The organism is Flectobacillus sp. BAB-3569 (assembly GCF_002270355.1).
Taxonomy (GTDB): Bacteria; Bacteroidota; Bacteroidia; order Cytophagales; family Spirosomataceae; genus Flectobacillus; species Flectobacillus roseus.
The window spans coordinates 229,837-243,806 of record NZ_NJFZ01000009.1 but is presented as its reverse complement, the minus strand read 5'-3'; the positions used below and the strand labels follow the sequence as shown (position 1 = coordinate 243,806).

Below are 13,970 nucleotides of genomic sequence, written 5' to 3'. Positions count from 1 at the left end.
TCAATTGTTTAACGTTTTTATAGCTCTAAACTTATCAATAATTTCTCTTCACTTTAAAATTAGGCTATCACTCTTTCTGATTTGTTTATATTAAGTATTAGTGCAAAATTATATTTAAGTTTTTTATCATTTGGACAAGGCAACAGGCGCAAGGCAAAGAGTGTTAAAATGTTTTTTAGTAACGATAGATATATTTTACCGAATGCCCAGAGCCGAAAGCTCAAAAATCAAATCTTATTTTGCCCACTAACTTATCATCCATTTTTTTATTTATAATAATTCTAAATAAATATTGCTTTTTAAAAATTACCTCCCTTACTTTGTGGCATTATTTTTAATAAGTCTAAATAAACAAAATGCTTTTGAACTAAATCTATCATGTCTTTCAAAAAAACTATTGGCAAACTTCATCTTTGGCTTGGCCTAAGCACTGGTCTGATTGTGTTTATTGTGAGCATTACAGGAGCCATGTATGTATTTAAAGAGGAAATACAAGGCATTATCAGAAAAGAATATATTTATCATCAAGAGCCTAATATTACCCAAAAGAGTACGCTCCCACTCCGAAAATTGGAAGCTTTGGTGAATCAACAAACGCATGAAAAGTATCCTTTGCATTGGGTCGAAATTCCATTGAATAAAGCGCAGAGCTATAAATTTGTCTATCATGAATCTGACAAAAGAGGTTGGAATTATTTTGATAGGTTGGTGATATACAAGACTGCTTATGTAAACCCCTTCAACGGAAAAGTGCTAGCGGTATATGATGAGAAGAATGGCTTTTTTAATATCGTAAAATTCATTCACTGGAGTTTACTTCTCAGGAATGATTGGGGCAAATATATCGTCGGTATTCCAGTGCTTATTTTCATCGTTTCTTTGATTTCTGGCATTATTTTATGGTGGCCCAAAAACAAATCAGCTGCCAAACAGCGTTTTTGGTTTTCTTGGAAAAATGTCAAAAACTGGCGTCGCAAAAATTATGACTTACACAATGTCCTAGGATTTTACGCTTCCTTTTTTGCCTTAATTATTGCAATGACGGGCATTTTTTATTCTTTTTTTGCAGTAAAAGCCTTAATCTATTTTACGTTTTCAGGAGGACAAACCAAGTATCCAGACTTTTCAAATTACAAAACTTCGGCGCCAATTGAGCAAAGAAACGCTCAAACTATCGACAGAATTTCACAACAAGTTGAACAACGTTTTCCTAATGCTTACGGTTATCGTATCGACTTGGGACAAGAACATTTAGACGACCATAAACATGAAAATCTATCGGTTTTTGTGAAAGAATTATCCTACTCCTACCATAAAAATCATAATCTTATTTTCGACGAAAACTCTGGTAAACTCCTGTATGTACACAAACATCAAGACAAAAATCTTGGAGAAAAAGCTATAGCAGCCAATTACGATGTCCATGTAGGATCAATTTTTGGGATATGGTCCAAGATTCTGGCCTTTGTGGTGAGTCTTATCTCTGCTAGTTTACCCGTAAGCGGATTCCTGATTTGGTGGGGTCGTCGCAAAAAGAAAAACGTAACATCAAGCAAAAAGCAAATTTTGACAGAAACTGTCACTCACTAATTTTATAAAACAATGAAAGCAATTTTAAATTTTTTGGTCTTAGGAATCCTAAGCCTTGGACATTCTTTTGCCCAAAATGAACGAGCAAAACTCAGTGGTAATATCAAAACTTCTGATGGTAAGTCAGCAGCGTATGTAAGTGTCCAACTCATTGAAATTAACCGTGGTACTTTAACAGATGCCAATGGCACGTATAGTATTGAGCGTATAAAACCTGGGAAATATACCTTGAGATTAAGCTTGATTGGTTTGGAGACGCAAGAGCAAAAAGTAGACTTAAAAGCTGGTCAACATGCTAAACTAAACTTTACTCTAAAAGAAAGCGCTGAGCAATTAGACGAGGTAATTGTGTCGGGAGGAGTGAACAAATTTGCTCAAAAAGAGACAGATTACATTGCCAGAATGCCATTGAAAAACTTAGAAAATCCACAGGTTTACAACAGCATCGGTAAAGAGCTTTTGAAAGAACAAATGATTGTAAGCTTTGACGATGCCTTGAAAAATGCCCCAGGAGTTAATCGTCTGTGGTCGGCAACGGGTCGTGGTGGCGATGGTGCTGGTTACTTTTCGATGCGTGGTTTTGCGGTACAGCCAACCATGGTAAACGGCGTAGCAGGACAAACCAACGGTGGTATTGACCCCGCAAACATCGAACGCATCGAAAGTATCAAAGGTCCATCGGGAACGCTTTTTGGCAGTAGTTTGATTTCGTTTGGTGGACTGTTGAATATTGTAACCAAAAAGCCTTACGAAACTTTTGGGGGAGAGGTATCCTATTCGATTGGTGGATATGACTTGAGTAGACTAAGTTTGGATGTCAATACGCCCCTAGATAAAGAAAATAAGCTCTTGATGCGTGTGAATGGTTCACATCAATATCAAGGAAGTTTTCAGGATGCTGGATTTAGAAAAAGTACTTTTGTAGCTCCTAGTTTTAGCTATAAAGTAAATGACAAGTTGAATGTCAATATTACGGCAGAGTATATGACTCAAACAGGAACAAATCCTTTGATGATTTTCCTGAATCGTTCTCGAAAACTGATTGCTACCAACCCTAGTGAACTTCAATTTGACTACAATCGCTCTTATACAAGCAATGATATTACCATTACCAACAACACACTAAATATCTTCGGTCAGGCGAATTATAAAATTTCTGACAAATGGACATCACAAACCAATATCGCCAAAAGTGTAAGAGAATCAGACGGGTATTATTCGTACATTATGTATTTGCAAGCAAACAATGATACCTTGGTGAGCAGATACATCGCAGACTTGACCTCGACGGTTACCACAACCAATTTACAGCAGAATTTTATTGGTGATTTTAACATCGGAAAAATCAGAAATAGATTCCTGTTTGGGTTTGACTATTTGCAACAAGTAGCACTCAATTACAATACTGCGTATATTTTGTTTGACCAAGTAAATACCAGTAAAAGCAACGACCAACGCTATCCTTTGTTGACCAGACAAGCCCTAGATGCCAAAATTGCAGCCAACAATGCACCAACCAAAACTAAGGCTGTAAGCAATACTTATGGAATTTATGCCTCGGATGTATTCAATCTTACCGAGCAATTGATGGTAATGGCAAGCTTGCGTTATGACCACTTCGAAACCGTTGGTACTACCAACTTTGCGACAGGCGTAACCTCAGGTAATTATAACCAAGATGCCTTTTCGCCAAAACTAGGAGTTGTTTATCAAGTAATCAAAGATAAAGTTTCTGTATTTGGAAATTACATGAATGGTTTCAGAAACGTAGCGCCTGTGACCCAACCGTTGGCCGATATTAGCGGAACCTTCAAGCCTCAACAGGCCAACCAATTTGAAGGAGGTATCAAAGTAGATTTATGGCAAAACAGAATCAATTTTACTGCTAGTTATTACGACATTACTGTCAACAACATGACTCGTGCAGATGTTGTAGTTCGAGATGGAAAGACATATAATATCACCGTTCAAGACGGAACTCAGATTAGTAAAGGTATCGAATTTGACTTGATTGCTAACCCGATTGCAGGATTGAACCTCATTTTCGGATATTCGCATAATGATAGCAAGCAAACAAAAGTTGCCGAAAGTTTACTCAACCGTCGTCCAGTAAGTGCAGGTCCTGCGGATTTAGCCAATTTTTGGGCGAGTTACACACTTCTTCAAGGTAAAGCCAAAGGCTTAGGATTTGGCTTGGGAGGAAATTACGCAAGCGAAAACCTTATTACCAACAATTCGGTAACGGGCGTATTCACGCTACCAAGTTATACAGTACTGAACGCCTCAGTGTTTTATAATATTTCAAAAATGCGTCTAGGATTAAAACTCGACAACCTTACCAACAAACAATACTTCAGTGGTTGGACCACCATAGAGCCGCAAATGCCAAGAAGATTAATGGCGAATGTTAGTTTTAGTTTTTAATATATCAGTCCCACTCCGAGGAGTGGGACTTTTGTTTTGTTTTTATGCAGTATCTTGAAATCAATTAAGGTAAATTTAGGTTATTGAGCAAGATTAAGTCATTTTTAAAACCATGAGACAAAACATCCAACTCATCAAATACGATAACCGTCGCAATGCTAGCCAGTTTGACTTATTGTTGTTAGAGAATTTGCTCCAAAGAGCAGATTTGAGCGATGCATTACGGAATTACCAGAAGAATAATTTCTACACCATTCTGATTTGTACTTCGGGTTCGGGGAAGCATACCATTGATTTTGTGGATTACTCCTATCAGCAAGGGACTATTTTAACCATTCGAAAAGATCAAATTCATCGTTATCATTATTCTGAAAGTAAGGGGTATTTGTTTGTGTTTACGGAGGATTTTTTCATTCAGTTTTTCGAAAAATCTGAGGCGACTAAATGCTTGCAGTTATTTAATGAATTGATTACGGCTCCTCTCACTGAGTTAGATAGTGAGCAATATAAACTTTTTGTTCCTTTAATCGCTGAAATAGCGCAAGAGTATAATAACCTACAAGACGAGTATGCCCTTCCTATCGTCGGTTCTTTGTTACATATTTTTCTTAACAAATTACTACGTCAAAAATCGCTATCGGCTCTACAATTACAAAATCGTAAATATTTACCTGAGTTTGTAAAACTGCAAGCCTTGGTGGAAGCCCATTGCTTGGAGACAAAGAAAGTGGAAGATTATGCAGAAAAAATGAATCTTAGCACCAAAACCATCAATAATATTACCCAAAATATCCTTCATAAATCTGCCAAACAGTTTATTGATGAAATCGTGATTTTGCAAATCAAACGACTACTCACTAATCCGAATTTATCTATCAAAGAAATTGCCTATCAAGCAGGTTTTGAGGAGACCACAAATTTTTATAAGTTTTTCAAAAAATATGTTCAAAATACGCCCGAATCCTTCAGAGGTGTATGTACTAAGGCTTTTGCTTAAATTCTTATTTTAACATTACTATACCAAACAACTTCCTTTTTATTTTACGCTAACATTCATCTTTTATAAAACAAAATCCATCAAAATATCAATTTCTTCTAATTTCCAACTTTCCGATTTTTACACTATATACGCTTATTTTGATAACTACTGTAAAATAGATTGGCTCTACCTTTGTCATATCAAATCGGCGGTTGATTTGAAGATAAAAGCTCAGTTCAACTGCTTTTCTAAAACTTTAAACAGATTAAAAAAATGAAAATCGGAATTACAGCAGCTACAGGACAATTAGGGAAATTGGTAGTAGAAAGTTTGAAACAAAAAGTAGCTTCAGAAAATATTGTAGTATTGGTTCGCACACCTGAGAAAGCAAGCGATTTGGGCGTAGAAGCAAAAGCATTTGATTACAGCAACAAAGCCACACAGGTAGAAGCATTAAAAGGTATTGATACACTTCTGTTGATTTCGGGTAGCGAAGTTGGACAACGGGAGGTGCAACATGCCAATGTAATAGCTTCAGCCAAAGGAGCGGGCGTGAAAAAGATTGTTTATACGAGCTTATTACATGCAGATACTTCAACCTTGAGCTTGGCGGTTGAACACGTTGCCACAGAAAAAAACTTGAAAGAATCAGGCCTAACTTATACGATTCTTCGTAACGGTTGGTACACTGAAAACTACACAGGTTCAATTGGTGGAGCTTTGGCAGGTGGTGCATTTATCGGTAGTGCAGGCGACGGCAAAATCTCTTCGGCAGCTCGTATCGATTTTGCGGAAGCAGCAGCAACAGTGTTAGCAACCGAAGGTCATGACGGAAAAGTGTACGAATTGGCTGGCGATACAGCCTATACTTTGACAGATTTAGCGGCTGAAATTTCGGCACAAACTGGCAAAGCGATTCTTTACGCAAACCTTCCAGAGGCTGAATATGCCAAGATTTTGACAAGCTTTGGCTTACCTGAGTTTTTTGCTCAAGCGATTGCTAGTTGGGATGTAAGTGCATCACAAGGAGATTTGTTTGATGACTCTAAAACGTTATCAGCCTTAATCGGTCGCCCAACTACTTCTTTGGCTGAGACAGTGAAAGAGACATTGGCAAGTTTGTCATAAGTAAAAGACGTTATTTGTTAATCGTATATTCGTTATTTGAAGATAATCAAATGGTCATAGCCAAATTGCATATGAAAGATAGCGTTCTCTTACTTAATCACAAATAACATTACAAAATATGAGTCATCCCAAATTTTTAGGATTGGGATTATTCTCCAAGTTTTTATCAAAAAAGCGGTCAAAAAATATTTTTCGACCGCTTTTTTGATGCTAAAATGTTAGATATAACTTGGCTTAAGACGCAATCATTGCGTCTCTACAGAGAGAATACAAATTTTTACATAATCACTCATCGCTAAATCACAAAATCGCTAAATTCGGGATGATTTTTGTTTTGCTGTTTGCTAGCAAAATCTATCCATCTTCATTCAAAACTAATTTAAAGTAGTTCAAATGATAGCAGATTTGACGAATACCCAAAGAGAGTTAGCCTATTATATGAGCGAAATCTCTGAGAAATGCTATGCAGCCTCTTGGATGCAAGGCTTAGAGTATGCTTTATGGAATGCTGTTATTAACGGAGAACAGGCCTATGGACAAGACTTCATAAGTAAGAAAAATTGTGAGACCTTAAGAATATTATCCGAAGCCTGTGATAGTTGGATATACTTTGATGAGTCTTCAGAAGAAACCGCCATTTCACTGAGTCTGTGGAAAAAAATGGTGGAGATTAAATTGTAAAGAGATATTTATCGTATGCAATAGTTGCTAACAATACCTAAAAACAACTTCAACCTTAGAGTATTAATAATCTTAAAATCAGGACTAATAAATCATCATTAAAAATTTACCTCCTCCCATTTCAACTCTTCTACCTTTTTCTTTTCTCGGGAAAAGTTTATTCCTATGGCAATCAATTTCTTATCCTCATAAGCAAAAGGAGCTAAATATCCCTTCGCCTTTATCTGTTCTATTGCTTTGATAGCTGACTCATCTAACTTGAACTCTATACAATAAACATAATCTTTCAATCGGATAAGGGCATCCATACGACCATCGGATGTCTGTACTTCGGACTGTACATAAACTCCCAAAAGGGTAAACGTTAAATGAATAATCGCATGGTAAAAGTGCTCATTCTCTCCCTGCCAAAGCTCATAAGGTAAAGATTTGAAGATTGTATTTAAGATTGACTCAACTCTTTCTACCTCTCCTTTCTCTAAATATTGTCGAATTTTATCGACATAAACTACCCCAAATCCTAAATCGCTATGACTGTAAGAGGACATCAGCACTTCGATGTATGACTTACGAACTTCTTTATTAGGATAACCTAATACATATACATCACTCATTTCGCTATAAGACTTCATCGTCAAATAGCCTGTCTGAAACATCAACGGAATAATCTCTAGCTTTTGGATATCGTAAGAACTCAAGGCATTGCCTCCAATTTCTATCTCTTCAAAATCATACAGCTGACCCTTTTCTGCTAATTTTATCAAAAATGTAGGCGTACCAGTTTCAAACCAAAAGTTTTGAAAACGCCCCTCTCTGAAAAAGTGCATCAACGAAAAAGGGTTGTAAACACTCGTTGATAAATCCCAAGAATATCCATTATACCACTCTTTAATCCGATCTTTATCATACACTTTTAACTCCTCTTCAAAACAAGATTCTAGTTCTTGTTCGGATATACCACAACTTCCTGAGAAATGCTGACTCATTGTTATATCTGTCAGATTATTCAAATCCGAAAAGATACTGACACGCGAAAACTTCGATACTCCAGTGATAAAAACTAACTTCAAATGAGGATCTGCATCTTTCAATATTGAATAAAAGATTTTCATCACATCTCTATTCTCTATAGCTTTGGCTGTTTCATCTCCTAAATAATCAATAATCGGTTTATCGTACTCGTCAATTAAAACCACAACCTTACCTCTAGAGGCCGATAGCTGCTCTATCAATTCTTTAAACTTTCCACTGATTACACTTTCTGTAAGTACTATTGCATAACTCTCAGCAATTTTATCTAATTGGTCGTCAATAGCTTGGTAAAGCCCTTTTTCTTTATGGCCGATATTGCTAAATGAAATACGAATGATGGGATAACGCTGGCTCCAATCCCATTTATCTTCAATGTATAATCCTTCGAAGAGTTCTCTCTTCGACAAAAATAAACTCTCCAAAGTGCTTATAAGCAGCGACTTGCCAAATCGACGGGGACGAGATAGAAAGTAATACTTCCCTTCAGTCGCTAAGCGATAAACATATTCGGTCTTATCTACGTACAAATACCCTCCTGTACGTAGCTCTCCAAAATCTTGAATTCCTACTGGATATTTTTGTATCATGTCCTTTTCTTTTCTATATGCAAAACTACATTTTTACTTGGACTCTTTAACTCTGACGTTAGTACAAACCTTTTAAAACCTAAGTTTTTGATAAGATTTCAATAAACAATCTCATGTTTAGTAAAGTAAATGCGGTTTAACTCTTTCCTGCCATTTATTAGTATTCGTCAAATCAAGTACGCTAGAAAGAAATGCATTCCAAGGTAAATCAAACAGCTTTTCTGCCTCAAAAACACCCAATAATAAGTCCAGATGACGAGTACCCGCGGGATTGGCTCTTGTTGGATATGGTTTCCAAGCAAAATATTTGGGGTATTGTTCCCTTATCGTTTTTATCAAACATAATCCTGCTAGCGTAGGATGATAAAGTGATGGATTTGTCACCTTAAGCTTTATGCCCAAACAAAGTTCGCCTCGAAATTTACCCTCCTCTGGAATAAATTGACAAGGCTGAAAATCAATGGCTCTTGTTATTTCTGAAAATCTTGTCAAGTCAATATCAATAAGCCAGGGAGCTCCAATTTGGGCAAATGGAGTATCAGAACCTCTTCCATCACTTAAATTGGTGGCTTCCAAATAAGCAGTAACGGGATAAGCAAGCATACATTCCCAAGACAGTATTGCTGGTGAAGTTGGTTGAAAATCGAGATTCCAATCATTAAAAAACATATTCTTTTGCCAATTAAGACAAGGAATAATTTGCAAATTTACCTTTAGTTGTTTTTCTGAATTAAACAATTTAGCCAATTCTCCCAAGGTACAGCCGTGTCGAACAGGAATATCCCATCTACCAATAAACGACGAACAACGTTCTTCATCAAGCATTGGTCCCTCAATAACTCCCGAAAGTGGATTGGGTCTATCTAAAATTACTAGGCGTTTTTGATTTCTGGAACATTCCTCTAATACGTAAGATAAAGTCCAGAGATAGGTATAATATCGTAAGCCAATATCTGGAACATCGAAGAATACGGTATCTATTTCATCTAAATCTGCTTTTGAAGGGGCTAATTTTTCACCATATAAACTTACAATCGGTAAATCTGTAGACAAATCTGTTCCATTGGGCATAAAGGCACCATCAGCGCCTTTGGCAGAGATGCCGTGCTCTGGAGAAAATAGTTTTGTAATCTCAAACCCAGCTTCTAAGAGTGTTATTCGAGAGCGTTTTCCTGATGAGGTGAATGCCGCATCATTTGACACTAACCCTATTTTTCCAAATTTTAAAGGGTCAAAATTTGCCATTAAATGATCTACGCCAAATTGTATCGTTGATTTCATAACTGTTCACCCAAAATTTTAGCCATAGGATTATGCTACTAATTTTTGTTTTTTCATAGTTGGGTAAGTTACTTTCACTTTCCCGTTTTTGATTGATTTCAATTTAAAATAAAGCATTTTCTGTGAAAATGGTAAGAGATGGGCTAACAACAATACCCCATTGATATGATCAAGTTCGTGAAGAATCATACGAGCAGTTAGTCCAGTAAATTCGCACTCTTGTTTTTCAAGATTTTGGTTCAAATAACTAATCTTGATTTTCCAAGGACGACTCACATCACGAACCAAACTGGGTAAACTCAAGCATCCCTCCTTTGCAGTCCAAATCTCACTAGAAGTTTGAACCAGTTTTGCATTGATAAAAGTTTCAGTAATTCCTGTATCATCAGGCTCATAATATTTATGTCTAAACGCCTTACCAATAGACTGAAAAACACTTTTGCTGTCGATGATAAAAACACTGTAGGATACTCCTATTTGTGGCGCAGAAAGTCCACATCCTTGGGCATTACGCATGGTATCCCACAAGTCAAGTATCAAATTAGTAAGTATTGGCGAGTTATGAGGTACGTCAGGACATGGTTGCTCTAGTATCTGCTGGTCATAAACATAAATGGGCTTTATCATAAAGTAGGTTTTGAGTAAAGTTGGGGTATTATCATATTTTTGCAAGATAACATTGTATTGATTAACTACCTCATAATCAAAAACTTTTCACAGCTCCAATAAAAATAAAGCCGAATCGGAATAATAATTTCCAATTCGGCTTTTGATGCAAGTTTTTATACTAAAGTCAATTAATGAACAACCTTCATCTTTGTAACCCAATTTGCTTTAGTGGTTTGAACCCTAGTAATATACATACCAGCAGGTAGATTTTGGACTGAGAGTTCTAGTAACTCTTGATTCTTAAAATCAAGAGTTTTCAGTATGCTTCCTTGAATATCTATAATTTCTACCTTTCCCGAAGTGACATATGGTAGTCGTATCGACATAAACTCGCTACATGGATTCGGGTAAACCAGTGACTCCACAACCAGAGGCTCATTCGCTAAAATTAAGGACGTTACAAATGTTTTCGTCGCAATGGCAGATTCGGTATTAATACCAAAGGCTTGTACAGTATAGGTATAATTAGCTTTTTGGACAAAAGCTGAATCTATCAATGAGGTAGCGCTAACATTAGCTTTCAAACTCTCTGTTGAACCAGCTATAGTTCGAGTTAATTGATATGAAGTCGCCCCAGCAATTGCATTCCAACGAATCGATAGGGTTTTATTTCCTAAATTTTCATCTACAGTCAAGTTCGGAGTCGCTAATACATTCGGAGTTAACACAATTATAGAATCATATTTTGATTCTGTCAATACACCTACCGCCTTTATACGGTAGACATAGGTGGTAGCAGGAAGTAAATTTTGTTCTTTGTAGCTCGTTTGTGAATTATCTAAATTTGTAATGATTTGATAAGCTTTATCTGATTGTTTTCTCTCCAAACTATAATTGGTAGCACCAGTAATCGACTTCCAGCTTAGAGACACAACAGAAACGCCATTGGCAGAGGAATACACAGAGGTGAGGGAAATTGTGGGAACACTTAATTCATTTTTTACTAAAATAGCTACTACGGCCGCTTCAGATTCGGTTAAAACTCCATAAGCTTTGAGGCGATATGTATAAGAGTTACCTAGTTTAATCCCACCATCTACATAAGAGGTTACGTTGGAAGCAAATTCTCCAACCTTTTCAAATACACCAAGTCCAGTCGCTCTTTCTAACACATATTTTGAGGTTCCCAAAATATCATTCCAAGTTACTCTATTTTGATTAATCGCCACTTGTGAACCTTCAAGCTTAGGTGTTACTAGCATTGCTGGGGTAGTTAAGGTGACATATACATAGTCTGATATAGCTGTTGCCGAAATCGCTTTTATTCTATATTTATAAACTGTATTGGGTAAAAGATTAGATAAATTCCAAACAGTTACAGAAGTATCCAGAGTCGTTATTACATGATAACCATCAGCCTGTTCTACTTCCAATACAGTAGAGATAGCCCTATCTACCTGATTCCAATATAATTTGCCTTGGTTGTGATATAAAACTTGAGCACCAAGAGTCGGGTTTGTAATTGGTGCAGTATTTTCATGGTCTATTGCAAGATCATAAAAGGAACAAGCATTTACATAATTTTTGGAGCGTAAACACGGCCCCATAAATTTCTGGAAATCATTCGTATAATAACGAGCTGGGAGGTAGTCTATTTTTGAATAGGAAATAGGATTTGTAAAAGTTAATATCACTTTATTTCCTTGATAAGAAATGTCCGAAATGGTTGAAACTTTTGTTTCATCATTATCAAAGTAAATATAATCTTTTATGCCCAAGGTCACCGTATTACCTGTTGCTGGGCTTTTTATAATAGTGTCTGGAACAGCAATCATTGTAGTTCCAACAGGAAATTCTAATGCGATAGCAGTATGTTGGCTATTGGTAAAATAAGCCCGTTTAACATTTGGAGAGTGATTATTTGGGTCATCTTGAGCACCATAAAACTTAGGCGCTAAAATTTTATACAACTCTGAAGCTATGCGAAAATACCCTTGATTAGAATGGTGAATCCCATCGATTGTTTCTATTCCGATTTGAGAAAAAACCTCGGTTTTACTAAACAGACTAGGAGTCATTCTCTGAAAATTACGAATACTAGCTCCAGTTAGGGTTGGCAATGGTAAAACATTATTTTGGAAAACAATATATTGCTCTACTTTTGGAAAATCTATTTGCCAAGATTGATACAATTTTCTAAAATCATCGGGGTAAGTAGTAGAGTGCTCAAAAGTATCATTCTCACCTTGAGCCCAGATAAATGCACGGATGTAATTTGTGGCTTTAGCTTTTTGAATCCGATACAATAATGAGCCATAAATTGTACCTAAATTAGTTGGATTCTGATTGTCTCTAAAATGTAAAGCTATACTCGTCCCTGGTACTGCCCCATTGATTATGCAAGTTGGTATTCCTGTATTTTGAATAATATATTTTTGCAGTGCCAATGCCCAAGCTCCTACTTGTGGGCTTGGACTAGTCCACAAAGTATCAGAGTCTTTACCCATGTTAACACCAAATGTTCGAATATATGGATTAGACTCATAATAAGGCTCATTTCCAATATTAAAAGCATATGCATTGGATTGCCCATTGACCACATAAAAATCACCTGCCACTAGGTGCTTACGGGTAACAAGCAGAGTTGAATCACTCCCTTTCACCAAATAGATATTGCATTCATATTCAGCTGGTTCTGCTTTTATATAGATATTAGGAATCGTAAAACTTCCTGTGGATGAGTTTGTCGGATAGCTGATGACTCCTTTTGCATAAGTAAATGGTTTACCCTCTCTTGAAAAGCTTACCGAGACATAAGAGTATCCATTTTGCACAACAGTCCCCGCAATAGGAATATTGGCTAAATTATTGGCATCACGTGGAAATAGTTGAGATTCTTGCGGTAAATCCCTAAAAATAATATTATCTATTTTTTGAGAAAATGTACTATTTGAAAGAAAGAGTATTGAACCAACCAAGCCTAGCAATTTTGAAAATGAATAAAAATTGCTCATAATTATCAATGATTAATGTTAAAAGGACTGATAGCTTATACATAAATTAAGCATACAACCCTCCGTCAGCTTTCATGACCAAAATTTAAAGGTTTTGGTTGTCTAGCTTTTGAGCATTTTGTCTGAAGAATATGAAATATTCTGATACAGTTCACTAATGGCGTAGGACCTGCAACACGAATATGTCTTCATGAAGTTTATGAAAGAGTAGAATGAATGGAGAATATTATTAATGAAGATAAGTACACTTTCTGCCCTCTATTCCTTTGACAGGATTGGGATATCAGAACTTAAGCACTAAAATTGAGTGTATTGAACCTGAGAATATCTAATACTCACATGCACTAATAATTGGCTTTCAGTATTTTACAGCTTAAGCAGTAGCACTGAGTTATAAATTAGTACTGCCCGTAGGATTTCTAATTGTTCCACATTTGGCATGTTGGATTTCGGCAATATAGAAGTTTACGCTTCCGAAACCCAACGTTCGATATCCGAAATAAATGGTTTTTATAATCCTAAGTATACTTCTACATGTGAACGCAAATGGTTAATTATTAGCAATTTACATTCAGAATTACTTGAATTTTATAGACATTAGGCCAGCAGCCAAAAACTTCTATGAATTAATGAGAAATATTTTAG

9 protein-coding genes are annotated in these 13,970 nt (G+C 36.3%); 5 read left to right on the top strand and 4 right to left on the bottom strand.

Annotated features, from left to right (window positions below; translation table 11 throughout):
* The first annotated feature begins 378 nt into the window (after window positions 1–378).
* The 5 genes from BWI92_RS10250 (at window position 379) to BWI92_RS10230 (ending at window position 6,802) form a co-directional block, all read left to right on the top strand.
* Window positions 379–1,590 (top strand): PepSY domain-containing protein, encoded by a 1,212-nt coding sequence (locus BWI92_RS10250; protein WP_095162800.1) that lies wholly within the window; start codon window positions 379–381, stop codon window positions 1,588–1,590.
* Window positions 1,591–1,602: 12 nt separating this feature from the next.
* Complete coding sequence (locus BWI92_RS10245; RefSeq protein ID WP_095162798.1) at window positions 1,603–4,014, top strand: TonB-dependent receptor; 2,412 nt, start codon at window positions 1,603–1,605, stop codon at window positions 4,012–4,014.
* Window positions 4,015–4,126: 112 nt separating this feature from the next.
* Entirely contained in the window at window positions 4,127–5,011 is an 885-nt protein-coding gene (locus BWI92_RS10240) for an AraC family transcriptional regulator (RefSeq protein WP_095162796.1), read from the top strand.
* A gap of 255 nt (window positions 5,012–5,266) precedes the next feature.
* Window positions 5,267–6,121: an SDR family oxidoreductase gene (locus BWI92_RS10235; protein ID WP_095162793.1), complete on the top strand. Its 855-nt coding sequence runs from the start codon at window positions 5,267–5,269 to the stop codon at window positions 6,119–6,121.
* Between the two features lie 393 nt (window positions 6,122–6,514).
* Window positions 6,515–6,802 (top strand): hypothetical protein, encoded by a 288-nt coding sequence (locus BWI92_RS10230; protein WP_095162791.1) that lies wholly within the window; start codon window positions 6,515–6,517, stop codon window positions 6,800–6,802.
* Between the two features lie 98 nt (window positions 6,803–6,900).
* On the opposite strand, the gene BWI92_RS10225 is transcribed toward BWI92_RS10230, so the two are convergent.
* The 4 genes from BWI92_RS10225 to BWI92_RS10210 all read right to left on the bottom strand — a co-directional run bounded on the left by BWI92_RS10225 (window position 6,901) and on the right by BWI92_RS10210 (window position 13,325).
* Window positions 6,901–8,421, bottom strand: a complete 1,521-nt coding sequence (locus BWI92_RS10225; protein WP_095162789.1) for an ATP-binding protein — start codon at window positions 8,419–8,421, stop codon at window positions 6,901–6,903.
* A gap of 117 nt (window positions 8,422–8,538) precedes the next feature.
* Window positions 8,539–9,702, bottom strand: a complete 1,164-nt coding sequence (locus BWI92_RS10220; protein WP_095162786.1) for an exo-beta-N-acetylmuramidase NamZ domain-containing protein — start codon at window positions 9,700–9,702, stop codon at window positions 8,539–8,541.
* Between the two features lie 30 nt (window positions 9,703–9,732).
* Entirely contained in the window at window positions 9,733–10,329 is a 597-nt protein-coding gene (locus BWI92_RS10215) for a peptide deformylase (RefSeq protein ID WP_095162783.1), read from the bottom strand.
* 170 nt (window positions 10,330–10,499) lie between these two features.
* Window positions 10,500–13,325 (bottom strand): T9SS type A sorting domain-containing protein, encoded by a 2,826-nt coding sequence (locus BWI92_RS10210; RefSeq protein WP_095162780.1) that lies wholly within the window; start codon window positions 13,323–13,325, stop codon window positions 10,500–10,502.
* Between the last annotated feature and the right edge of the window lie 645 nt (window positions 13,326–13,970).

What these genes read in the sequence shown, in the direction of transcription:
- BWI92_RS10235 (WP_095162793.1), top strand. Translation starts at nt 5,267, where the DNA reads ATGAAAATCGGAATTACAGCAGCTACAGGACAATTAGGGAAATTGGTA.
- BWI92_RS10230 (WP_095162791.1), top strand. Translation starts at nt 6,515, where the DNA reads ATGATAGCAGATTTGACGAATACCCAAAGAGAGTTAGCCTATTATATG.
- BWI92_RS10225 (WP_095162789.1), bottom strand. Translation starts at nt 8,421, where the DNA reads ATGATACAAAAATATCCAGTAGGAATTCAAGATTTTGGAGAGCTACGT.
- BWI92_RS10245 (WP_095162798.1), top strand. Translation starts at nt 1,603, where the DNA reads ATGAAAGCAATTTTAAATTTTTTGGTCTTAGGAATCCTAAGCCTTGGA.
- BWI92_RS10250 (WP_095162800.1), top strand. Translation starts at nt 379, where the DNA reads ATGTCTTTCAAAAAAACTATTGGCAAACTTCATCTTTGGCTTGGCCTA.
- BWI92_RS10220 (WP_095162786.1), bottom strand. Translation starts at nt 9,702, where the DNA reads ATGAAATCAACGATACAATTTGGCGTAGATCATTTAATGGCAAATTTT.
- BWI92_RS10210 (WP_095162780.1), bottom strand. Translation starts at nt 13,325, where the DNA reads ATGAGCAATTTTTATTCATTTTCAAAATTGCTAGGCTTGGTTGGTTCA.
- BWI92_RS10215 (WP_095162783.1), bottom strand. Translation starts at nt 10,329, where the DNA reads ATGATAAAGCCCATTTATGTTTATGACCAGCAGATACTAGAGCAACCA.
- BWI92_RS10240 (WP_095162796.1), top strand. Translation starts at nt 4,127, where the DNA reads ATGAGACAAAACATCCAACTCATCAAATACGATAACCGTCGCAATGCT.